This window comes from Pseudomonas sp. BRG-100 (assembly GCF_000737955.1).
Taxonomy (GTDB): domain Bacteria; phylum Pseudomonadota; class Gammaproteobacteria; order Pseudomonadales; family Pseudomonadaceae; genus Aquipseudomonas; species Aquipseudomonas synxantha_A.
In genome coordinates, this window is sequence record NZ_JPRX01000001.1 from 807,582 (window position 1) to 831,712 (window position 24,131).

Below are 24,131 nucleotides of genomic sequence, written 5' to 3' on the forward strand. Positions count from 1 at the left end.
GCTGTAAAAGCGGAACCAATAGCAGCCGTTACCTAAATAACGGATATGTACTCGGTCTGATCCAACATCCTGGTCAACTGTCAGGTCGCCATCGGGGGCAAGCCCCCTCCCACATTTGGATCGTAGGGCATCAGTTAGATAGCTATAGGCTGTCAGGTCGCCAGCGGGAGCAAGCCCCTCCCACATTGCACCCAGTGGCTGCCTCAGAACTGATAGCTATACCCCACCCCCGCCGAACGCCCGCGCCCCGGCATCCCGGTCAGCACCGTGTCGGTGGAGTACGCGCCATACAGGTCATACCGCGCATCCAGCAAGTTATCGCCCCACAGATATACCTCCGACCCCCCACTCTCTACTCCAAGGTGCAAGTCCAGCTTGGCATACCCCTTGAGGTCGTAGTGGTTCTGCGGATCCGCCGGGCGGTTTTTCTGGATGCGGTAATTGAGCAAGGTATTCAAGCGCGGCGCCGGCAAGCCCAACAGTTCGCCCAGGGGTTTATTCCAGGCCACGCTGAAGTTGCCACTCCACAACGGCACATCCGGCACGCGGCTGCCCTTGGCCACATCACCACCGGACACACCCGGTGCGTCCGAGGTCACTACCGCATTGGTGTAGCTGATGGCACTGCCCAGGGTCAGTGCATCGGTGACATGCCAGGTGCTCGACAACTCGGCGCCTTTGCTGCGGGTATCAGCATTCACTGCGCTGACTGCCAGGGATGTGAAGTCATAACCCAGCAAGTGATCATCCTGCACACGCGTAATGAACAACGCGCCTTCCAGGCTGAGTGCGCCGCCTTCGCTTTCATGCTTGAAGCCGACCTCGGCGGAGTTCACCTTGGCCGCCTTGTAGGGCTCGCTGTCCTTGATCGAGGTGGCGTAGTCGTTAAACCCGGCCGACTTATAGCCCCGCGACAACACCGCATACACATTGGTCTGCGGCGTCCACGCGTAGTTCAGGGCCACGCGCCCGGTGTTGTAATCGTCCTGCAAGCGTCGGCTGTCGCTGACCAGCTTGCCGCCACCGCTGTAGTCGGCGCCGTAGGTCTTGCGGTCCCAGGTATGGCGCAGGCCGGTGGTGAGTTTCCAGTCTTCGGCAATCGGGAAGGTCACCTCGCCGTAGGCGGCATAACTGTTGGTGGTGAAGTCGCGCAACTGCTTCGCGCCGTTGGTGAAGTTGTTGGAGTCAAAGCTGCGCTCGGAGCGCGACAGGTTCACCCCGGTCACCCAGAACACCTCGGCATCCGCCAGCGAACCCAGGCGCAGGTCCTGGCTCCAGACCCGCTCGTGGGCCGAGTCTTCGATCAGGTATTCAAACGGTTGACCATACAGCGCCTGGGTGATGTTGCGGTCATAACCCTTGACCGCATTGAAGTCGGTGCTGGTGTAGGCGCTGATCGAGGTGATCCGGGCCTGGGCCAGGTCATGGTTGAGCTCGAAGGAATAACGCTCGTTGGTCTTTTTGTTGCCATTGAACGTACCCGGGGTGTAATCGAGGCTCGGGCGATTGCCGAACGGGCGCAGGATCTCCGAGCCGGCATAATGATCGGCGCGCTGGCGTTCGACGGTCAGCAGGCCGGTGGTCCCTTCATCGTTGTCCCACAACAGGCTGCCGCGCAATGCCAGGTCGCGGGGCTTGGTCAGGGGGTCGCCATCCTGCTGGTCATCGACCCAGTTATCAAAGCCGCTGCGCCGCACGGCAAGTCGCCCGGCCAGGGACTCGGTCAGCGGCCCGCCCACTGCGCCCTCGGTCATGAACTGGCCCTGGTTGCCCACTTCGCCGCGCACATAGCCTTCCAGCTCACGGGTGGGTTTGCGGGTGGTGACGTTAATCGCGCCGGCCTCGCTGTTACGTCCGAACAACGTGCCTTGCGGCCCCTTGAGCACTTCCACTTGCTGCACGTCGAGGGTGGCCATTGCCGCGTTGCGCACCGACATCGGCACGCCGTCCACGTTCAGCACCACCGAGCCGTCATCCATGCTCATTTGGTTCAGCGAGCCGACCCCGCGGATGCGTACGTTGGCATCGTTGGCGCCGCCCCAGGAGTTCACATCCACCCCCGGCGTGGTGCGCAAGGCATCCTCCAGGGTGCGCAGGCGACGCGTCTCCAGGGTTTGCCCGTCAAGCACCGAGAGGCCGAACGGAATGTCCTTGGCACTTTCCTGGTTCAACCGCGCACTGACCGTTACTGGCGCCAGCTCGATGGTCTCGCTACTGGCGGCGGGTTGATAGTCAGCGGCATAGGCCGTGCACATCTGGCTGGACAAGGTCAGCGCCATGGCTTGGGTCAATACGTTGGCACGCCAACCGAAAGGACGACGCAACGGCTGGATAGACAGTTCAGATGACATGGCAAAGCTCCAAAAGACAGGGATGATTCAACTTCATTGCACAGGCCCCCAGCGCTTGAGCGCGGCGGCAATCACAGGATCGGAGGGCGCGCCCAGCAGGCCCTGGATCGCAGTTGGCCATCCCTGGCCGTTACGGACATCGGCGGTCAGCGCCGTGAGCTGTTCGGGAGTTTGCCCGGCGACCCAGTCAAGGCTGACCAGTGCGGCATAACTGGCGGCCCACCCCTGTTCGCGGGCATCGGCCAGGGTGCCGACGGGCTCACCGTCATTGCCCAGGGCACGGGTCAGGTCGTCGGCCATCAGCTTGACCAGCGCTGCACGGGCATCAGCACCGTCGATGTCCTCCACACACAGCAGGCCCAGCGCACCTGCCACACCCTGGCTGAGCCACAGGTAGCCGGGGGTTTGGCGCAGGTTGCTCGCCTCGACCAGCGATTGGCGGGCAAGCAGTTCGGCGATATGGGCACGGCGCGTCCAGCGCCCAACGCCTGTCGGCGCCACGTCCCAATTGGGTGACTGGCCAAGCAGTAAATGGCCATGACTCAGACGGCTGGCACCCATGCCGACAGGCCACTGACTCAGTTGTTCGACGCTGGGACGGCTGCCCAGACGCCGCGCCACACAGGCGCTCATCGCGTCCAGGTCCTCCTGCACTTCACGGGCGGTGTTCTCGCGGCTGATATCCTTCTGAGCCGACGTGGCATAGGCAAAGTCCAGCGGCCCCTCACTGCTGCCGGTAATGGCCTGGCCATCGACCTCAAGCTGCCATTGCCAGTGCCCGGCCGGTGCAACGGCATCCACCGCCACCGCAGCGCCCGTCGGCAACCGGGGCACCGCTGTCGGCAACCCGGCTTCGCTGCGCTGGGCCGGTGCACGCAACAACCGCTCGCTGTCCAGGCCCAAGCGTGGCACCACACGGTGCGCTTGCAGCCACACACCCTGAGGCCCAAGCCAGAATGCTTCACCCTCGGCAGGCCAGCCGTCAGCACTCACCGTCCAGTTCAACACCACCTGACAACCGCTCGCTGCGCACCCCTCCAACGGCACCCGCAGGTGCTCGGTGGCGTGTTCAAACACAACGGGGCGCCCCATCACGCTGACCGCGGTCACCTGCATACCCGGTGGCAACTCGACATCGAGGCCGGTAGTGAGCACCCCATCCAACGTCCACTGGCCCACCACCTGCCGGGCGGCCGAATCGACCTGCATCTGCAACTGCCCGCCCGCCACCTGCCAGGCACTCGCCCCGGGCAGCCAGCGCCGTTCCCAGTCGGCGCGTTCGGCGCGTTGCTCGGCGACAGACTGGTAATCGCCCTGCTCCACCAAATGCCGCTGCAACAACACGCCGCTGCCAAGCAAGCCGACAGCACCCAGAGCCAGCAACACACCGGGCAAGCCGAGCAAACCGCGGCGCACGTCGCTCAATCGACGACGCTCCGGCCCACGGGGCAAGGCCAGTGCCGCGATCGCGAGCATGACCAGGCAACCGGCCAGTTTCCAACCGGCCAAGGTCGTCAGAAACGCCAGCCACGGCGCCCAGCCGGTCAGCAGCGACACGCTCACATGCGCAGGAATCGCCATGGCATAGGCCGGATAGGTGACCAGGCCCAACTCATGGTTGAGTACCAGGAAAAACGTCAGCAGCATCGAGGCGGCATACGCCAGCCCGGATCGGCGGATCAGCGCATGCACCAGCACTGTGAGCATCGCCAGCTCCACCAATGGAGGCGCGAACACCAACGCCTGATACACCAGCACAAAGCCCGGCGCCAGGCTGTCGGGCGCGGCAATCGCACTGATCAGCAAGCTGGCCAGGCCCGGCACCAGCGCAAGCGTCAGGGTCGCCAGCAGCACACAAGCCACCCGCCCCAGCAATCGCAACCACGCCGGGGCCGCAGTTGCCTGCAACATAGCGCCAAACCCTTCGACGTCATCGCGCCGGCACACCAGCCCAACCAGCGCCGCAACGATAAAGGCGATCACCAGGAACAACGCACTCGACAACAACGGCAGGGTCAGGTCCGCCCGGGGCACCATCGGCCCTCGCGCATGCCACACGCCGTGGACAAAGCCACTGAGCACACCCATCACCAACAGCAAGCCGAGCGCCACCCACCAGAGGCGCCGGGCAAACAGCTGGCGTACCTGCCAACGTGCCTCATACCACAGGGCGCGCGACCATTGGCTATGGGTCAGCGGGCCAGGCAAGGTCACTGCGCCTGCCAGTAACATCGGCGGCTCCGCCAGCACTGCCCCGCTGCGTTTGCCCATCAAGCCCTGGCGCGTGGTGCGCGCCAATACAGCGGCCAATAACAGCAGCGGCACAACGCACCACAACAGCCGGTTAAGCCAGAACCCCGGGGTCAAGGCCAACAGCGATTGGGATTTCTGCGCGGCGCTCCAGGTCTCGACCTGGGCCTGGGCAAAGGTGAACAGCGACGGGTCCAGGCTGGCAGCCAACAGCGGGTTTATATGCCCCCCCTTGAGCACCACCACGGCAAACATCCACAGCAGCATCAACACCGTCGCCAACCCAAACGGTGCCGCCAGGCCACGACTGCGCAAGGCCAGCAGGTAATACAAGGCCCCAACCCCGGTGCTGACCGGCAACAGCAACGCAACCCAGGCAAACCCCAGCGCCGACCACATCGGTGCGCCGATACTCGCGGCCGGCACCCAGCCGAGCCAGCCCAGTACCGGGCTGACCAGAAAGCCCACGATCAGCGAACTGGCGAGCAAGCCACCCACCAGCGCCGCACCGATAAAGCGCCCCCACAGCAGCGCCGGCAGCGACAGCGGCAAGGCCAGCAGCACCTCTTCCAATTGCGCCTTGCGGTCGCGCAGTGCCGGTTGGGCGAACACCCAGGCCCAGGCGAAAAACAGGAAAAACATGCACCCGCACGACATCAGGTAGATCAGGCTCGGCGCATTGCGTGCGATGTCGCTGGCGCCCATTTTCTGCACATAGTCGGCATTGGTCAGGGACATCAGCAAATAGCCGGTGAGGCCCAGGAACACCAGAAGTGGAATGCCGCTGCGCAGCCCGGCGCGCACTTGCACCCAGGCCTCGCGCATCAAGAGAGCAAAGGTATTCATGCCGCGACTGCCTCGCCAGCCTGGGCCAGCGCCAGGTAATAGATGTCTTCCAGGCGCGGCGCGTGGGGCCTGAAGCGCGGATCAGCCGGACGTTCGCCGTGCACGATCACGCGGCTGCCGTCGGGGCTCGCCGCCACATGCAAGGCGTCGGGCAGCGGCTCACCACGACCGAACGACGCCTCCCATAAACGGCCCTGCTCAGCCTCGAGCAAATCCGCCGGGCGCCCTTCGACAATAATCTGCCCAGCGGCCAGCACCGCCAGGCGGCTGCACAGGTTCTCGACGTCTTCAACGATATGGGTCGAGAGCAACACGATGGACTCGGCCGCCACATCCGCCAACACTCGGTGAAAACGGTTGCGCTCGGCCGGGTCGAGCCCGGCGGTCGGCTCATCGACGATCAGCAAGCGCGGCGAGCCGATCAGGGCCATGGCGATGCCGAAGCGACGCAACATGCCGCCCGAATACGTGGCCAGCGCCCGGTGCGCGGCTTCCTGCAGGTTGACCTTGGCCAGCAAGCCCTCGACTTCCTCGCGGCGCTGGCGAGTGTCGGTACGCCCCTTGAGCCAGGCAAACCGATCAAGCAAATCCCGTGCACTCACTCCCGGATACGCCCCCAGCTGCTGTGGCAAGTAACCCAGGCGACGACGCAAATGCTCGGCATCGGCCAACACATCCACACCATCCAGGTGGATGCTGCCGGCGTCCGGCTGCTGCAAGGTCGCCAAGGTGCGCATCAGGCTGCTTTTGCCCGCGCCATTGGGGCCGAGCAAACCGTACATGCCCGGCCCCACATTCAGGTCAACGCCGCGCAGCGCCTCAACGCCATTGTTGTAGCGCTTGCACAAACCGCGCACCTGCAAGCCCGAATCGACTGACATCCACAACTCCCTCAAGGACAAGCCCTGCAAAAGGGCGGCGAGCGACGGTAGTCAAGGGCGGCGGCGCGGCTCTACCCGATTCAAGTCATTTTCCAACCGTATCCCGCACGCTGATCGGCGTTATGCCCCACCCCTCACACGCCCGAAACCGCGCGAGGGAAACGGATACGGGGCAAAAACGATTCGATCCGGGTAGTCGAGACAATGAGAATGACTAGCATCTCCTTCCACGCAATTACCTGCCCCTCAGCGCCTGGGCCAACGCCGGTCCGGGCCCTAGCGATGAGAAGACGTTGAGCCATGGCCACTCCCAGCACCTCAACCCTAACCCTGCTGCGCCGTTCCCTGTCCGAAGCCCTGGGACAGCCTGCCGAGCAGATCCCTCTGGAGGCCAACCTGATCGAATGGGGCCTGGATTCGGTCACCCTGATCCGCCTGGCAGGCCAATGGCGGCGTCAGGGTCTGGCCGCGCGTTTCGCCGAGCTGGTGGCCGACCCGCGCCTGTGCGCCTGGCTGGCCCTGCTCGACACCGCGCCAGCTCCTGCCGCGCCCGTCAATCACAGCGCCGACGATGGCCAGCCCTTCGAACTGGCCCCCATGCAACATGCGTACTGGATCGGCCGTGCCCCTGGCCAGGCACTGGGTGGTGTGGCTGCACACTTCTATAACGAATTCGACGGTCACGACGTCGACCCGGCCCGCCTGGAAGCCGCCGTGCACGCCTTGTTGGCCCGCCACCCCATGTTGCGGGCGCAATTCCTCGACGATGGCCGCCAGCAGATCCTGCCCCGCAGTCCATGGCCGGGACTCAAAGTGCATGACCTGCGCCAGGCCGATGCCGAACAGCGGCAACACCATCTGCACGTCTTGCGCGCCGAACTTTCCCATCGCCAGTTGGCCGTGGAACACGGCCAGGTGCTGGACATCCAGTTATCACTGTTGCCCCAGGGCACGCGCCTGCACCTGAACCTCGACATGCTCGCCGCCGACGCCTTGAGCCTGCGTACCCTGCTCGGCGACCTGGTGCAGTTGTACCGCCTACAGCCGCTGCCCGCGCTGGATTACAGCTTCCCCCGTTACCTGGCCGACCTGCGCCTGGAGCACGCCAGCCCCGAGCACCGCGAGCGCCATCGACACGCCCGCGACTACTGGTTGCAGCGCCTGGACGCCTTGCCCGGCGCCCCACGCTTGCCCATCAAGAGCCAGGGCGATGAGCGCCAGGTGCGCCGCCGTCACCACTGGTTGTCGGCGTCCCAACGCCAGGCGTTCGAACGCCACGCCCGCGAGCACGCCCTGACCCCGGCCATGGCCCTGGCCGCGGTGTTTTGCGAAGCCCTTGGCGCCTGGTGCGAGACGCCTGAGCTGCTGCTCAACCTGCCGCTGTTCAACCGTGTGCCTTTGCATACCGATGTCGAGCGCCTGATCGGCGACTTCACCTCCTCGATCCTGCTGGCCTGGGATGGCCGCATGACCGGCACCTTCGCCGCCCGAGCCACAGCGCTGCAACGACGCTTTCATGGCGATGCCGCACACAGTGCGTTTTCCGGCCTTGAGGTGTTGCGTGAACTGTCCCGCCATCGCGGCGAGCAAGTGCTGGCGCCGGTGGTGTACACCAGCGCGCTGGGCCTGGGGGAACTGTTCGCCGAGGGCGTGCAGGAGAGTTTCGGCCAGCCGGCCTGGATCATTTCCCAGGGCCCGCAGGTGTGGCTGGACGCCCAGGTCACCGAGCTGGACGGCGGCATTCTGGTCAACCTCGACGCCCGCGAAGGGTTGTTCGCCGAGGGGGTGCTCGATGGCCTGTTCGATGCCTATACCGGCCTGTTGCAGCGCCTGTGCCATGATGCTGCGGCCTGGGATCAGACGGTGCCGGCGCTGGTTCCCGCCAGCCAGCTTGACGTACGCCGCGCCACCCAGGGCCAGCGCACAGCATTACCGGTAACACGCCTGCACGAAGGTTTTTTCACCCAGGCGCAGTTGACGCCCGCCCGGCCCGCACTGCTGCACGGCAACCACATCATCAGCTACGGCGAGCTGGCCGAGCGAGCCCTCGCCGTAGGGGCCTACCTCGAAGGCCAGGGCGTGCTGCGCGGTGACATCGTGGCGTTGCAACTGCCCAAAGGCCCCGAGCAGGTGATCGCTGTGCTGGGCATCCTGGCGTGCAGCGCCACCTACCTGCCCATCGGCGCCGACCAGCCCGAGGCGCGTTGCCGCAAGATCTGCCAGTCGTCCGGCGCACGCTTGCTGCTCACTCGCTTGCCGCACACCGACACCGCGTTGCAGGCGCCGCGCCCCGGTGCGATCAGCGACCTGGCCTATGTTCTTTATACCTCCGGTTCCACCGGTGAGCCCAAGGGCGTGGAGGTCAGCCACCTGGCCGCCGCCAACACCCTGGAAGACCTGCAACGGCGTTTGCAGCTCAATGGCGAAGACCGAATCCTGGCGCTCTCCGCGCTGGAATTCGACCTGTCAGTGTTTGACCTGTTTGCCGCGCTGGCCAACGGCGCGGCGGTGATCCTCATCGAGCCCCAAGCGCAACGCGACGCCCCACGCTGGCGTGAACTGGCCGTGCAGCACCGCGCCACTGTGCTCAATTGCGTGCCGGCGCTACTCGACATGTTGCTGAGTTGCGCCGACGCCCCACTGCCCCTGCGCGCTGTATTGCTCGGTGGTGACAAGGTCGCGCCGCAGTTGGCGCCACGTCTGTGGGCCCAGGCGCCCGGTTGCCGCTTCATGGCCCTGGGCGGCGCAACGGAAGCGGCGATTCACTCGACGCTGTTCGAAGTCGCCCCCGGCCAGGCACTGCACTGGCATTGCCTGCCCTACGGCAAGCCGCTGGATAACGTCAGCCTGCGCATCGTCGACCGGCATGGCCATGACTGCCCGGATTGGGTGGCCGGTGAACTGTGGATCGGCGGCGCCGGGGTGGCCGAGGGTTACCGCGGCGACCCGGTACGCAGCGCCGAACGATTTGTGCAGTACCAGGGCCTGCGTTGGTACCGCACCGGCGACAGTGCGCGCTACCACCCCGACGGCACGGTCGAGTTTCTGGGGCGCACAGACTTCCAACTCAAATTGCATGGCTACCGCATCGAAGCCGGTGAAGTAGAACAGGCGCTGCTGGCGTGCCCCGGCGTCGAACAGGCGGTGGCGCTGCTGGTCGGCCAGCACCTGGCAGCGGTGGTGCGCCTTGCAAATGGCCCGGTGCAGCCCACAGTGCTGGAGCTGCCGGACCTGGCCGAGCGCCTGCCGGCCTATATGATTCCCAGCCTGATCCTCGGCTGCGCGCAGTGGCCCCTGACAAGCAATGGCAAGGTGGATCGCAACGCACTCAACGGCTGGCTGGCCGACCACGGCAGCGCCGTCCCTGCCCAGCTGTCGCCGCCCTGCGGAGCCATCGAACAACAGGTGGCCCGCGCCTGGCAGCAATTGCTCGGCTGTGGCGAGGTCTGCCGTGAGCACAACTTCTTTGCCCTCGGTGGCGACTCCCTGAGCGCCACGCGCCTGGTGCGCCTGCTGGCCGAACAAGGGCTGGGGGGCGCACGGATCGCCCAGGTGTTTGCCAAGCCGGTGCTGGCGCAGTTCTGCACAGGCCTGCATCAACAGGCCCAGGCCGAAACACAACGCACCGTGGTACCGGACCTCGACCAACGTCACGCGCCCTTCCCCATGACCGAGGTGCAGCAAGCCTACTGGCTGGGCCGCGACCCCAGCCTGGTATTGGGCGGCGTGAGCTGCCACTTCTACCGCGAATACGACGTCGAAGACCTCGACCTGCCACGCCTGCAACACGCATTGGCACGCCTGATCGAACGCCACGAAACGCTGCGCACGGTGTTCGACCACACAGGCCAGGCACGCATCCTCCCCCAGGTGCCCACCTTCGTGATCGGCCAGCGCTACGCCTGCCTTGAAGACCTGCGCGAACACTGTGCCCACCGCGTGTTCGATCCCGCCCAATGGCCGCTGTTCGATGTGCAGGCGGTGACCCAGGGCCGGCACACGCGGCTGGCGATCAGCCTGGACAACCTGATTCTTGATGCCCTGAGCATCCTGCGTTTCTATGCCGAACTCGACGCGTTGTACCGCGAGCCGACGCTGGCCCTGGCACCGCTGCAGCTTTCATTTCGCGACTATCAAGTGCAATCCCATGTGGAACCTGACGAATTGCACGCCGCGCAACAGTTCTGGCAGGAACGCCTGCCCACGTTGCCGCCGCACCCGCAACTGCCCCTGGCAACCGACCCCGCCAACGTGGGCCAACCGCGCTTCGAGCGCCTGCAAGGGCAGGTCAAGGCCGATGCCTGGCAAGCGATCCTGGCCAAGGCCCAGCAACACGGCCTGACTGCTTCGGCGGTACTGCTCTGCGCGTTTGCCGAAACCCTCGGGCGCTGGAGTGCGCGCCCCGACCTGAGTCTCAACCTGACCCTGTTTGACCGCCGGCCGGTGCATCCGCAGATCGATCAGGTCATGGGCGATTTCACCTCCCTGACCCTGCTCGGCTATGCGCCCAAGGTCGGCGAACGCTGGATCGACCGCGCACGGCGCACCCAGCAGCAACTCGGCGATGCGCTGGAACACCGCTGCATCGGTTCGGTGAGCTTGCTGCGTCAACTGGCGCGGCAACGCGGCGAACAGCAGGTCAACATGCCGGTGGTCTTCACCAGTGCCCTGGGGGTGCCGGATGGCACCGCCGCACCGGTAGACGGGCCGTTCGCCCGGCAGGTATTCGGCCTGACCCAAACCCCACAGGTATGGCTCGATCATCAGGTGGTGGAAGCCGACGGCGGCATCGCCCTGAACTGGGACCGCGTGGTCGGCCTGTTCCCCGAAGGGCTGGTCGAAGCCATGTTCGACGCCTACCTGCGCAGCCTCCACTGGCTGGCCGAACACGCCTGGGACGACGCGCCGCCAGACTTGCTGCCCCTGGCCCAGGCGCAACTGCGCGCCCAGCTGAATGCACCCGGCCCCGGCGTGCCGGGTGATCCGACCTTGCATCAGGGCTTTTTCCAGCATGCGCACCACGCCCCGCATCGCTCTGCGCTGTTGTGGGGTGAGCATGACAGCCTGAGCTACGGCGAACTGGCCGAACGGGCGTTGCGCATCGCCCGTAGCCTGATGGACGCAGGGGTGACAGCCGGTGACCTGGTGGCGGTGTCCCTGGCCAAGGGCCCGCAACAGATCGCGAGTGTATTGGGCGTGCTGGCCGCCGGCGCCGCCTACCTGCCAGTGGGTGTCGACCAGCCGTTGCAGCGTTGCCAACGCATTCTGCAACAGGCCGGCGTCAGCCTGATCCTCGCCGAGCACGACCCACAGCTGCCAGGCGTCAAGCATCTCAAGCCATCCCAGGCGCAAAGCGCCGAACCGCTATCGGCACCGCTGGCAGTGTGCGCCAACCAACTGGCCTACGTGATTTACACCTCCGGCTCCACCGGCCAGCCCAAGGGCGTGGAAATCACCCACCGCGCTGCCATGAACACCGTGGCCGAGATCAACCGCTGCTACGGCATCGACGCGTCGGACCGCGGTCTGGCGCTGTCGGCGCTGGACTTCGACCTGTCGGTGTATGACGTGTTCGGCCTGCTCTCGGTGGGCGCCGCCCTGGTGTTGATCGACGAAGACCAGCGCCGCGACGCCCGCGCCTGGCTCAAGGCCCTGCGACACCACCGCGTGAGCCTGTGGAACAGCGTGCCGGCGCTGCTCGACATGCTGCTGGAGGCCAACGCCCTTGAGCGCCAACCCCTTGCGCTGAAGGTGGCCCTGCTGTCGGGCGACTGGATCGGCCTCGACCTGCCGCAACGCCTGCGCCAGCAAGCCCCGGATTGCCGCTTTATCGCCCTGGGCGGCGCCACCGAAGCGGCGATCTGGTCCAACCATTACGAGGTACGGCAGCTGTTGCCGGGCTGGCGCTCGATCCCCTACGGCGTGCCGCTGGCGAACCAGGCTTACCGCGTAGTCGACGCCCTTGGCCGCGACTGCCCGGACTGGGTCACGGGCGAGTTGTGGATTGGCGGAGCCGGCGTCGCACGCGGCTATCGCCATGCGCCGCAATTGAATGCCGAGCGCTTTGTCGAGGGTTGGTACCGCACCGGCGACCTGGGCCGCTACCACCCGGGTGGGTTGCTGGAGTTTCTCGGGCGTGCCGACACCCAGGTGAAGATTCACGGCCATCGTATCGAGCTGGGGGAAATCGAAGCCGCGCTGGCCCGTCATCCCTGCGTGAACCGTGCCGTGGTGCTGGTCGAGGATCAGCGCCTGCTGGCTGCTGTCACCGCCAGCACTTGCGCCGAGGTGCTGGCCAAGCACCTGGTGCAATGCCTGCCCGCCTATATGCGCCCGGAACAGATCCTGGTGCTGGAACGCCTTCCCCTGAGCAGTAATGGCAAGGTAGATCGCCGTGCCTTGCTTGCGCCGTTGGCGGCAGCTGCCCGGTCCCACTGCGTCGTGGATGAAGCCCCGCTGAGCGCCGCAGAACAACTGGTCGCCGAGCTGTGGCAGCAGTTGCTCAACGTGCCCAGCGTGTCGCGCCACGACAATTTTTTCCGCCTGGGCGGCGACAGCCTGCTGGCCACGCGGTTTCTCGAAATGCTGCGCAGCCGTGTTGGCCTGGAATTGCCCATGGGCCAGTTGTTCGGCGCCGCCAGCCTGATGGAAGTGGCCCACGCGGTAGAGCGCCAACCCACCCCGCACACCGTTGAAGAGGGCGTCATCTGATGCCCGCGCAACCTGCCCTTATCCCAGGAGCTGCCCCCATGCCCGCCGCCAAACTGTTAAGCGAACTCAAGTCCCTGGGCGTCGAACTCTGGCCCCAGGATGGCCAACTCAAATTCCGCGCGCCCCAGGGCCTGCTTGACGCCGAGCGCCTGGCGCAACTGCGCGAGCACAAGCAGCAGATCCTGCACCTGCTGCAAACCCAGGAGCGGCCCCAGGTAATGGCCGACCCGGCACAGCGCCACGCGCCGTTCCCGCTCACCGATGTGCAGAACGCCTACCTGCTCGGCCGCCAGTCATCATTCGGCTACGGCAACGTGGCCTGCCACGGTTACCTCGAACTGAGCTGGCCGAGCCTCGACCCGCAGCAGGTCGAACACGCCTGGAACCGCCTGATTGCCCGGCACGACATGCTGCGCGCGGTGATCGCCAGCGAAGGCTCCCAGCGCGTGCTGGCCGAAGTCGCCCATTACCCGGTGGAAGTCGCCGACCTGCGCGGCGCCACTCGTGAACAGCACCAGCACGCCGTGCAGCAGATACGTGAGGCCATGGAGCAGAAGCTCTACCCTACCGATATCTGGCCGCTGTTCGAATTGCGCCTGAGCCGCAGCGACAGCGGCGACACCCTGCACTTCTCCATGGACTCATTGATTGCCGACTGGGCCAGCGCGCAACTGCTGTTCAATGAACTGGAACAGCTACTGCACGACCCCCAGGCCAACTTGCCCAGCCTGGACATCACCTTTCGCGACTACCTGCTGGCCGAACGGGGCCTGCTCGAAGGCAGCCGCCACCAACGCGACCGTGACTACTGGATGGCGCGTATCGATGAACTGCCCCCCGCCCCGCAACTGCCGGCGCCCCTGAGCGGCGAAGACACCAGCGTGCCACGCTTCCAGCGCCACTGCGCGCAACTCGACGCGCAACCATGGGCAGCCTTGAAAAGAGCCGCCGGCGCCCTCGGCCTCACCCCGTCCATCGTGGTGCTCAGCGCCTACGTCGGCACCTTGCAACGCTGGAGCCAGCAACCCACCTTCAGCCTCAATCTGACACTGCTCAACCGCTTGCCACTGCATCCGCAAGTGGGTCAACTGGTTGGGGATTTCACCTCGGTCAGCCTGTTGCAGGTCAATGATCCCCAGGGCCAGGATTTCACCAGCCAGGCACGCCAACTGGGCAATCAACTGTTTGCCGACCTGGAGCACCGGCTGTTTTCCGGCATCCAGGTGATGCGCGAAATCGGTCGCCGGCGCGGGCGTGAAGCGGCGTCCATGCCGGTGGTGTTCACCAGTGCTATCGGCCTGGCGATCGAACCACCTCCCGCCAGCCAGCGACAGGTCGGCCACGGCATCACCCAAACTCCGCAGGTGACCCTCGACTGCCAGGTGATGGACGACGCGCAGGGTTTGCACATCCACTGGGATGTGCGCCAAGGCGTGTTCCCCGACGGCCTGATCGAAGACATGCAGCAGGCATTCGTCGCCGAGTTGCAGTTACTGGCCCTCGACCCGGCCGCCTGGGACCACCCCATGCAAGTGCCGTTGCCGGCCTGGCAACAACGTGAGCGCCTGGCCGCCAATGCCACCGCCGCGCCGCTGCCCACCGGCCGCCTGCATGACAGCCTGCTGAGCATGGCCTGGGAACAGCCGCAGGCCCTGGCAGTGATCGATGCCCACGGCAGCCTGACCTACGCCGCCCTGATGGAGCGTGCCTTGGCAGTCGCTGCTGCCCTCAGCGCCGCCGGTTGCCGCGCCCAGGAACCAGTGGCGATCCTGATGCCCAAGGGCCGTGACCAAGTGGTGGCGGCCTACGGCGTGCTCTTGGCCGGCGCCGCCTACCTGCCTCTGGACAGCCATGCCCCGGCCGCCCGCCGCGACCGCGTGCTGCACAGCGCCAAGGTGCGCCACGTGCTCGGCCAGTCCCAGGCCCTGCCCCACACGCCATTGCCGGAGGGCTTGCACTGGCATGCCGTGGATCAACTGGCGCCGACCACTTCAGACTTCCCGGCACCGCACGGCAGCCCCGACGATCTCGCTTATGTGATCTACACCTCCGGCTCCACCGGTGAACCCAAGGGCGTGATGATCAGCCATCGCGCTGCGCTCAATACCGTGCAGGACATCAACCGGCGCTTTGCGGTCAACGCCGCCGACCGCGTGCTGGGCCTGGCGCAACTGAGTTTCGATTTGTCGGTGTATGACCTGTTCGGCCCCCTCGCGGTGGGCGGCACCCTGGTGCTGCCCGACCCGGCACGCGGCGCCGACCCGTCGCACTGGGCCGAGCTGGTGCAGCGCCATCAGGTGACTCTGTGGAACTCGGTACCGGCGCAATTGCAGATGCTGGCCCACTACCTGCAAGCCGAGCCGCGCCCCCTCGACAGCCTGCGCCTGGCGTTGTTGTCGGGTGACTGGATCGCGCTGAACCTGGCGCCGCAACTGCACGCGCTGTTGCCGGGCCTGGCCCTGGTGGCTCTGGGTGGCGCCACCGAGGCCTCGATCTGGTCCAACCTGCACCCCATCGGCGCAATTGACCCCGCGTGGCGCAGCATTCCCTACGGCTTGCCGCTGGCCAACCAGGGCTTTCGCGTGCTGGACAACCAATGGCGCGACGTACCGACCTGGGTGCCGGGTGACCTGTACATCACTGGCGTCGGCCTGGCCCAGGGTTACCTGGGCGACCCGGCGTTGACTGAGGCACGCTTCTTTGCACACCCGCTCGACGGTCAGCGCCTGTACCGCACCGGTGACCGTGGCCGCTATCTGCCGGGGGGTGAGCTGGAGTTCCTCGGCCGTAACGACGGCCAGGTCAAGATCCGTGGACATCGGGTGGAACTGGGCGAAATCGACGCCGCACTGCTCTCCACCCCGGGCGTGGACAGCGCGGTCAGCCTGTTCAGCGACGAACTGCTGGGCTTCGTCACGCCTGCGCGGGCCGAACCCGAACCGCTACCCGGTGCACCGTTGCTGACGGCGGTGCAGCGCTACGCCGACAGCCAGGTCGGCAGCTTTGACCCCCAACAAGTACGCGACTATCAGGCGGACCTCAGTGGCGCAGCGTTGAGTTCGATGCTGGACGTGATGCTCAAGGCCAATCTATTCAGCGGCGCGTGGGCCGAGCCGGATGCACCGACCATCCTGCAGGCCCTGCAAGCGCAGCCCCGCCATCACTGGCTGGTGCGGCGCTGGCTCGCGGCCTTGTGTGACGCGGGCCTGTTGCACGGTGAACAGTCCCGCTATCGCCTGCTCGACAGCGCGCCAAACCCGGCGCTGGCCTGGGGCCGGGTGGAACAGGCGGTCGCGTCCGGGCTGTGCAGCCAGACGCTGCTCGACTACCAGCTCAATCACGTCGGGCAACTGCAGAAACTGCTGCGCGGCGAGGTCAACCCGTTCGACCTGTTGTTCCCTCAAGGCGAGCAAGACCTGGCATTGCAGCTGTATGGCGGGGATGCCGTGTCGCGCTACAACAACCACAGCATCGCTGCGCTGATCAACCGCCTTGCCACCCACCACGACGGCGACGGCCCGCTGCGCATCCTCGAAATCGGCGCGGGCACCGGCGCTACCAGTGCGCCGGTGATCAGCCTGCTCGATGGGCTCGAAGTGGATTACCTGTTCACCGACATGACCGCGTTTTTCCTGCCGGCGGCCAGGCAACGCTTTGCCGACCACGCCTGGGTGCGTTATGGCGTGCTGGACATCGATCAGCCCATCCGCCCCCAGGGCCTGGCCAGCAACAGCGTGGATATCGTGCTGTGCGCGGGCATGCTCAACAGCGTCAAGGACATCGACAACGCCCTCGGCCAGATCACCGAACTGCTCAGCCCGGGTGGCTGGCTGGTGTTCAGCGAGCCGACCGGCGAATGGCCGCCGATTCTGCTGACCCAGGGCTTCATGATGACGCCGTCAGGCGGCGATCACGACCAAGGCCGCAGCGGCTTGTGCAGCGCCGACACCTGGCGTGAGCGTATCCAGGCATTCGGCGGCGAAAGCCTGCCGGCCCTGCCTCACGCCGACCACCCGCTGGCGGCCCTGGGTATGCAGGTGTTTGCCGCACGCTTCAAGGTCGGGTTCCAGCGTCTGAGCGTCGACAGCCTGCGCCGCGCCCTCGCGCAACGCCTGCCGGACTACATGCTGCCCGCGCATGTACAAGTACTCGACCGCCTGCCCTTGACCGCCAACGGCAAGGTCGACCGCAAGACCCTGGCCAGCTGGCGCCCCGCCGTGGATACCCAAGCCGCCAGCAGCGAGCAGGTACCCAGTGACCCACTCACCGCGCAGCTGTGCCAAGTGTGGGCCGAGGCCCTGGGCCTGGCGCAGATCGGTGCCGACGACAGCTTCTACGAAAAAGGCGCCGACTCGCTGATCCTCGCCCGGGTCGCCGGCCAGTTGCGCGAACAACTGCCCCAGGCGCAACGCCTGAGCTACGACACCCTGTTGCGGCAGATGCTCAACGAACCGACTGTCAGCGCACTGGCGCGCCTGCTCAGCCATGGTGAAAGCGCACCGTCTGCGGTCAATCCCGGCCAATCCCAGCGTTCATCCAACAGCAATGCGTTGGTGGTGCCCTTTGGCGGCGGCGACGTCGGCCCGGTGCGGGTGATGTTCCACGCGGCCCTCGGCACCCTGGATTATTTCCAGCACCTGGGCCGCTCACTCGCCGCTCAGCAGGCCGGCCCGGTGATCGGTTTCGCGGTGGCCGACACCGCGCAGTACCTGGCCCTGGAACCCAAGCGCCTGATTGAAAGCGTGGCCCAGGACTACGCCGAACGCTTGATCGCCGACGGCCATCAGCGCTTCCAGTTGATCGGCTACTGCCTGGGCGGCCTGCTCGCCACCGAAGTCGCCCGGCGCCTGCTGGAACGTGGCATGGAGGTGGTGGACCTGAGCCTGATCGACAGTATCCCGATGTTTATCGACACCGACGAAGAGCTGGCCTACGAGGCGATCTTCGTGCCCAACCTCAACCTGGACCCGGTAAAGACCGTGTTCGGCGCGCATATCGAAGACTACGACGTGTACCGCGCCATCGACCTGCTGATGGCCCGCGACAACCGCCGCGTGCCCGCCGGGGCCATGGCTGCCTTGGGCGGTGACCCGGGCCTGGAGGCGCTGGCATTGGCGGTGCAGCAACAGTCGGCGCGCAGCCAGGAAGAACGCCTGGCCGAGTATGCGCGCCTGGCGTCCGGCCAGGCCGGGGTGCCCATCGGCCCGGAGCTGGTGCCCACGCTGTTCCGCGTATGCCGCCACAGTATGCGGGCGGCACGGTTCGATCCGCCGCCGTTCCTCGGCAACATGACCTACCTGCGCTGCCTGGAGCAGCAATCGTTCGGGATCACCGGCGGCGTCGGCCACCTGGCGGCGCCGTTCTGGGAGGACGCGTGCCTGGGGCAATTTAACCTGATCGACGTGCCGGGCAACCACTTCAGCGTGATCGAGCCACCCCACGTGCACACCGTCACCGCGCACCTGCTTGAGGCCCTTCGGAAAAACTCATGAGCACCGCACTCGATACCCTCAAACGCCCGGTCAACCGCCTGATCCGCCTCGGTGTGGTATTCGCCGCCGTCGGCGCACTGGTCAACCTGGTGCCCTTTATCGGCCTGACCGAACTGGGCCGCTTGCTGCTGGCCGGCAATGCCCACAGCCACACGTTGTGGCTGTGGGCGGCGCTGGTAGTGGTCGCCCTGAGCCTTGGCTGGATGGCCAGCGGCGTCGCGCTGTGGCTGACCCACCTGGCCGACCACCGCCTGCAATCGAGCTTGCGCGAAGCCATGGTGCGCAAGCTGGGGCGCGTGCCGCTGGGCTGGTACACCGACACCACCTCCGGCGCGGTGCGCAAAGTGGTGCAGGACGACCTGGAAGACCTGCACCACCTGGTTGCCCATCACGCAGTGGAAGTGACGGCGGCGATAGTCACCCCGCTGGCAGGGCTGATCTGGTTGGCCACATTGAACTGGCGCCTGGCGCTGCTGGCGGTGCTGACCCTGCCGATCTACGCGGTGGCCTACAGCCTGATGATGCGCGGCTTCGGCGCCAAGATGCAGTTGCTCGACAAGAGCATGACCCGGGTCAGCGCGGCGATTGTCGAGTTTGTCCACGGCATTGCCGTGGTCAAGGCGTTCGGCCAGGTGGGCCAGGCCCATCGCAGCTATCAGCAGGCGGTCGACCAGTTCAGCACGCAATACGCTGGCTGGGTGCGGCCGCTGCTGCGCCTGGAAGCGTTTTCATCGATGGCCCTGAGCGTGCCGGTAATTCTGTTGGTGAGCCTGGGGGTGGGCAGCCTGTTGCTGGCCCAGGGCTGGATTACAGCGCTGGAGTTGTTCGCCGAAACCCTGGTAGCCGTGGTGATTCCGCAGTCGTTGCTGGTGATCAACCAGAGCCTCACCGCCCAGCGCACTGCCCTCGCGGCCGCCGACCGCATCGAGGCGCTGCTTGAGGTTGAGGAACTGCCCACGCCCAAGGTGTGCAGGATGCCCCAGGGCAGTGATATTCGCTTTGAACAGGTGCAGTTCGGCTATGACCCCGAGCACCTGATCCTCAATGGCGTCGACCTGTACTGCCCGGCCGGCAGCGTCACTGCGCTGGTGGGTGCCTCCGGCGCGGGCAAATCGACCCTGGCCAAGTTGGTGCCGCGCTTTCACGACGTCAACGCCGGGCGGGTCTGCGTGGGTGGTGTGGATGTGCGCGAGATTGACCCGCGCCAGCTGTATCAACACGTGGGCTTTGTGTTGCAGGACGCGCAACTGGTGCACGGCACCGTCGCCGACAATCTGCGCCTGGGCCGCCCCGAGGCCAGCGATGCCGACGTCGAGGCCGCGGCACGCTCCGCGCAGATTCATCAACGCATCCGCGCCCTGCCCCGCGGCTATCAGTCGGTGATCGGCGAAGACGCGATTTTTTCCGGCGGTGAAGCCCAGCGCTTGTCCATCGCTCGCACGCTGCTGGCCGATACGCCGGTGCTGATCCTCGATGAAGCCACCTCCCACGCCGACCCCGAATCCGAAGCGCTGATCCAGGATGCCCTCTCTGCCCTGGCCCGCGGCCGCACGGTACTGGTGATTGCCCACCGTCTGGCGAGTATCTGCGGCGTCGACCAGATCGTGGTGCTCGACCAGGGCCGCGTGCTGGAAAACGGTACTCACGAGCAATTGCTGGCGGCGAACGGCACCTATGCCCGCCTGTGGCGCGCCGGCACCGAAACCACCGCCCCCGACCTGGAGATGTCCTTGTGATCCGCAGCCTCGTGACTTTATTGGGCCCGGCCCACGCCGCACGCCTGTACCGCTACCTCGCCTGGCTGGTGACCAGTGCCGTGTTGCAAGGGCTGGCCGTGGCGTTGCTGGTGCCGATCCTGCACGCGCTGATTGCCGGTGACCTGCACAGCGCGTCCCTCTGGCTGGCTGGCCTGGCGGCGATGGTGGTGCTGACCTGCATCGCCCATTACCAGCAGGCCATGAAGGGCTTTGCCCTGGCGCTGCTGGTGTTGACCACCTTGCATGACCGCCTTGGCCAGCACCTGGTCAGCCTGCCGCTGGGCTGGTTCAACTCCGAGAAGGTCGGGCGTCTGTCGCGCAGTGCCACCAGCGGCACGCTGATGGTCACCGGCTTGTTTGCCCATTACCTGGGGCCGGTGGTGTCTGGCGTGGTAGTGCCGGCTACCGTGGCGCTGACCCTGTTCGTGTTCGACTGGCGCCTGGGCCTGACCGCCGCATTGTGCGCGCCGCTGATCTACTTCACCCATCACTGGTCGGCCGCCGCCATCGGCAGCAATGATGCGCGCGTGGAAGCCGCCGCGACTCTGGCCGGTAACCGCGTGGTCGAATTCGCCCGCTACCAGCCAGTGCTGCGCGCCTTTGGTCGCACCCAGGACGGCTACGCGCCGTTGCAGGCCGCCAACCTGGCGCAGAAACACGCGGGCGGCTCGATGCTGTCGCAGACCTTTCCCAAGTTGCTGGCCGGTGGCCTGACCGTGCAACTGGCATTTGCGTTGCTGGTGGGCGTGGGCATCGCCCTGGCCGCCCACGGCGAAATCGACGCCATCCAGTTGGTCGCCTTGCTCGCGCTGGCGGCACGTTTTGTCGGGCCGCTGGCCGAAGCGGCGGCGCGCAGTGGTCTGTTACGCATGGCCGCTAACGACCTGGAGCAACTGGTGGGCATCCTGCGCGAGCCGCCGCTGCCGGAACCCGCGGTGAGCCAACCGCTGACGGCACCCGGCACCCTGGCCTTCGACAAGGTCAGCTTCGGGTACCCCAGCGGACCAAAGGTGCTGCATAACCTGACCTTCAGCGCACCGGCGCATTCGATGACCGCGATTGTCGGCGCTTCGGGCTCGGGCAAAACCACTGTCACCCGCTTGTTGATGCGCTTTTTCGATGCCAGCGAGGGCAGCGTCAGGGTTGGCGGTGTAGACGTACGCGAGCTGTCCAACGCAGCGCTGATGGCGCAGTTGTCTCTGGTGATGCAGGACGTCTACCTGTTCGACGACAGCCTGGAGGCCAACATTCGCGTCGGCAACCCGGACGCCAGCGCCGAGCAAGTGGCCGAAGCGGCGCGATTGGCCGGTGTGGATGAAATCGTCGCGCGCCTGCCCCAGGGCTGGAACACCCCGGTAAGCGAAGGTGGCGCGGCGCTGTCCGGCGGCGAACGCCAACGGGTATCCCTGGCCCGGGCCCTGCTCAAGCGGGCGCCCATCGTACTACTGGATGAAGCCACGGCAGCCCTGGACCCGCACAACGAAGCCTTCGTGCAGACGGCGATTCACGCCTTGATGCAAAACGCCACAGTGCTGGTGATCGCCCACCGCCTGCCCACCATCATGGCCGCCGACCAGATACTGGTGCTGGATGAGGGCCGATTGGTGGAATCGGGGACGCACGCACAATTACTTGCCCAAAACGGTCGCTACGCCGGGTTCTGGCATGACCGCCAGCGCGCCGGCGGCTGGCGCTTGAAAGCCGAGGCGCAGCCATGCTGATCGGGGTGTTGGGCGCCAGTGGCGACGTGGGGCTGGCCAGCGCCAAGGCGTTGTTGACGCTGGGAGTGAACGATCTGCGCCTGGGCGGGCGCGATGCCGCCAAGGGCGCGCACTGCGTGCAGGTTCTCCAGCAGCAGTGGCCCCAAGCCCATTTGCAATGGGCCGCAGTGGACTTCAACGATGCCGAGGCTTTGGCCACCTTCGCCCGCGGTTGCGCTGTGCTGCTCAACTGCGCGGGCCCCTCGTGGCGCGTGCAGGACCGTGCCGCGCAGGCAGCGTTGCAGGCCGACGCCCATTACGTCGACGCCGCCGGTCATATGCACCTCGACCCCGCCCAATGGCGTGGCCGCTGCGCGATATTGGGCGCAGGCCTGCAACCGGGGCTCACCGGCCTGCTGCCGCGCTGGCTGGCCGAGCAGGAATTCACCCAGGTGCGCAGCCTGACCAGCTATTTCGGCTTGCGCGATCACTTTACCGCCGTGGCTGCCGACGACTTTTTGCACGGTGCGGTGGACGGCAGCAGCGAGCCGTTGGCGGCCTGGCAACACGGGCGTCGCAGCCGCGCACTGCGGCGCCGGCGCGAGGTGTCAGTGCCGTGCTTTCCCGGCTCGGTTCACCTGTTGCCCTACCTGAACCTTGAGGGTGAACGTCTGGCCATGGACCTGAACCTGGACGTCGGCCAGTGGTTCAACGTGATCACCGACGGCTACGTGCTCAAGGCGTTTGACCAGGCTCACGGCTTGCCAAGGGCAGAAGCGGTGCAGCGCTTGTGCGAAGCCAGCCGCCTGGATCTCAGCGGCCAGGCGCCCTTCGTCACCCTGCTGCTGCAACTGGAGGGCCTGCACGATAGCGAGGTCCGGACCCGCAGCCTGGTGCTCAGTGGCGCAGGCAATGCGGCGCTCACCGCAGCCATGGCCGCGATCACGGTGATCAGCGTGGTGGAGGGAGAGATCAGCGCCGGCTGCCATGAGGCGGCCCAGGCCCTGCCGCCCGCCGCCAGCCTGGAGCGCCTGCTGTGCACCTCGGCGATTCGTAGCCTGAACCTGTTGCACGGCCCGCTCGATCAACTGCATGTCGCCCAAGAAGGTTGCCTATGAACAACGCCCTGAACGAGCTGGAACACTTGAGCCTGGGCGTGATGGCCCAGGTGTTACTGCACAGTCAGGCGTTGCCGTTGCAGGCGTGGCGCACTGCCGAGCACATCAACCAGGCCCTGGGCACGGCGGCCCGCCATGCCTGGGTGGTACGCCGCTGGCTGGCCGCGTTGACCCGTGCCGGCCTGCTGCACGAGGAAGGTAAACGCCTGGGTTGGCAAGTGCCCCCCGATGACCCGCAAGTGGGTGAACTGCCGCGCCTGTATGCCGCATTGGGCTTTCCAGCGAGCATGGCGCGCCTGCATACCCAAGTGATCGAATGCCTGCCCGACCTGCTGCGCGATCAGTTCACCCTCACCCACTTGCTGATGCTTGGCGGGGACCCGGTGAAGGTGATGGGCACCTACCAGCACAACCACTTCACTGCGGCGATCAATCAAGCCTTGGGGGCCCGGGCGCGGCAAGTCAGCGCCGCTGCCGGGCCGCTGCAGGTGCTGGAGCTGGGCGGCGGCGCCGGTTGCACCACCGCTACGGTGCTGACGGCGCTGCAAGAACGCGAGAAGGATTATCGCTTTACCGACATCAGCTCGCTGTTCACCAGTGCGGCCCAGCGTCAGTTTCGTCTTGAGCCGGGGATGCAGTTCGGCCTGCTCGATCTCAATCGCCGCTTCAGCGACCAGGGCATAGCGCCCCGCAGCCAAGACCTGGTGATTGCCGGCAACGCGCTGCACAACGCCCGCGACCTGCCCAACTGCCTCGGCCAGATCCGCACCAGCCTGCGCGACGGCGGCGCCTTGCTGTTCAGTGAATCCATCGCCGACAACCCGGCGATGCTGACCTTCATGCATCTGTTGCTGTCGCCGCCGGCCGATGCGCCGCTGCGTGCTGGCGATGAAGCCTTCATGGCCGTCGACGCGTGGCGCCAGGCCTTGCAGGTTGCAGGTTTTGAGTTGCTGGAGGTGTGGCCTGACGCGGGCGAACCGCTCGCTGCTGCGGGGCAGCGCTTGTTCCAGGCCAGAGGAGTTTGA

At 66.2% G+C, this 24,131-nt stretch carries 9 protein-coding genes; 6 read left to right on the plus strand and 3 right to left on the minus strand.

What is annotated here, in order from left to right; translation table 11 throughout:
• Nucleotides 1-203: 203 nt before the first annotated feature.
• Genes JH25_RS23495 through JH25_RS23485 form a run of 3 tightly spaced genes read right to left on the minus strand, consistent with a single transcriptional unit; the run spans nt 204 to nt 6,328 of the window.
• On the minus strand, nt 204-2,351 hold the full coding sequence (locus JH25_RS23495; protein ID WP_032876503.1) for a TonB-dependent receptor: 2,148 nt from the start codon (nt 2,349-2,351) through the stop codon (nt 204-206).
• Between the two features lie 33 nt (nt 2,352-2,384).
• Nucleotides 2,385-5,447 (minus strand): membrane protein, encoded by a 3,063-nt coding sequence (locus tag JH25_RS23490; RefSeq protein WP_032876504.1) that lies wholly within the window; start codon nt 5,445-5,447, stop codon nt 2,385-2,387.
• Nucleotides 5,444-6,328 (minus strand): ABC transporter ATP-binding protein, encoded by an 885-nt coding sequence (locus JH25_RS23485; RefSeq protein WP_032876507.1) that lies wholly within the window; start codon nt 6,326-6,328, stop codon nt 5,444-5,446. Before JH25_RS23485 ends, JH25_RS23490 begins: the two co-directional genes overlap by 4 nt.
• Before the next feature lie 300 nt (nt 6,329-6,628).
• Here JH25_RS23485 and JH25_RS23480 point away from each other — a divergent pair, with 300 nt between their 5' ends.
• Genes JH25_RS23480 through JH25_RS23455 form a run of 6 tightly spaced genes read left to right on the plus strand, consistent with a single transcriptional unit; the run spans nt 6,629 to nt 24,131 of the window.
• Complete coding sequence (locus JH25_RS23480; RefSeq protein WP_032876510.1) at nt 6,629-13,039, plus strand: non-ribosomal peptide synthetase; 6,411 nt, start codon at nt 6,629-6,631, stop codon at nt 13,037-13,039.
• A gap of 38 nt (nt 13,040-13,077) precedes the next feature.
• Nucleotides 13,078-18,531: a non-ribosomal peptide synthetase gene (locus JH25_RS23475; RefSeq protein WP_032876513.1), complete on the plus strand. Its 5,454-nt coding sequence runs from the start codon at nt 13,078-13,080 to the stop codon at nt 18,529-18,531.
• Nucleotides 18,528-20,267, plus strand: a complete 1,740-nt coding sequence (locus tag JH25_RS23470) for an ABC transporter ATP-binding protein (protein ID WP_032876516.1) — start codon at nt 18,528-18,530, stop codon at nt 20,265-20,267. Before JH25_RS23475 ends, JH25_RS23470 begins: the two co-directional genes overlap by 4 nt.
• Complete coding sequence (locus JH25_RS23465) at nt 20,264-22,009, plus strand: ABC transporter ATP-binding protein (protein WP_032876518.1); 1,746 nt, start codon at nt 20,264-20,266, stop codon at nt 22,007-22,009. Before JH25_RS23470 ends, JH25_RS23465 begins: the two co-directional genes overlap by 4 nt.
• Nucleotides 22,003-23,106 (plus strand): saccharopine dehydrogenase NADP-binding domain-containing protein, encoded by a 1,104-nt coding sequence (locus tag JH25_RS23460; protein WP_032876520.1) that lies wholly within the window; start codon nt 22,003-22,005, stop codon nt 23,104-23,106. Before JH25_RS23465 ends, JH25_RS23460 begins: the two co-directional genes overlap by 7 nt.
• A complete protein-coding gene (locus JH25_RS23455) occupies nt 23,103-24,131 on the plus strand; it encodes a class I SAM-dependent methyltransferase (protein WP_032876523.1) in 1,029 nt (342 codons plus the stop codon). The genes JH25_RS23460 and JH25_RS23455 overlap by 4 nt, the downstream gene beginning before the upstream one ends.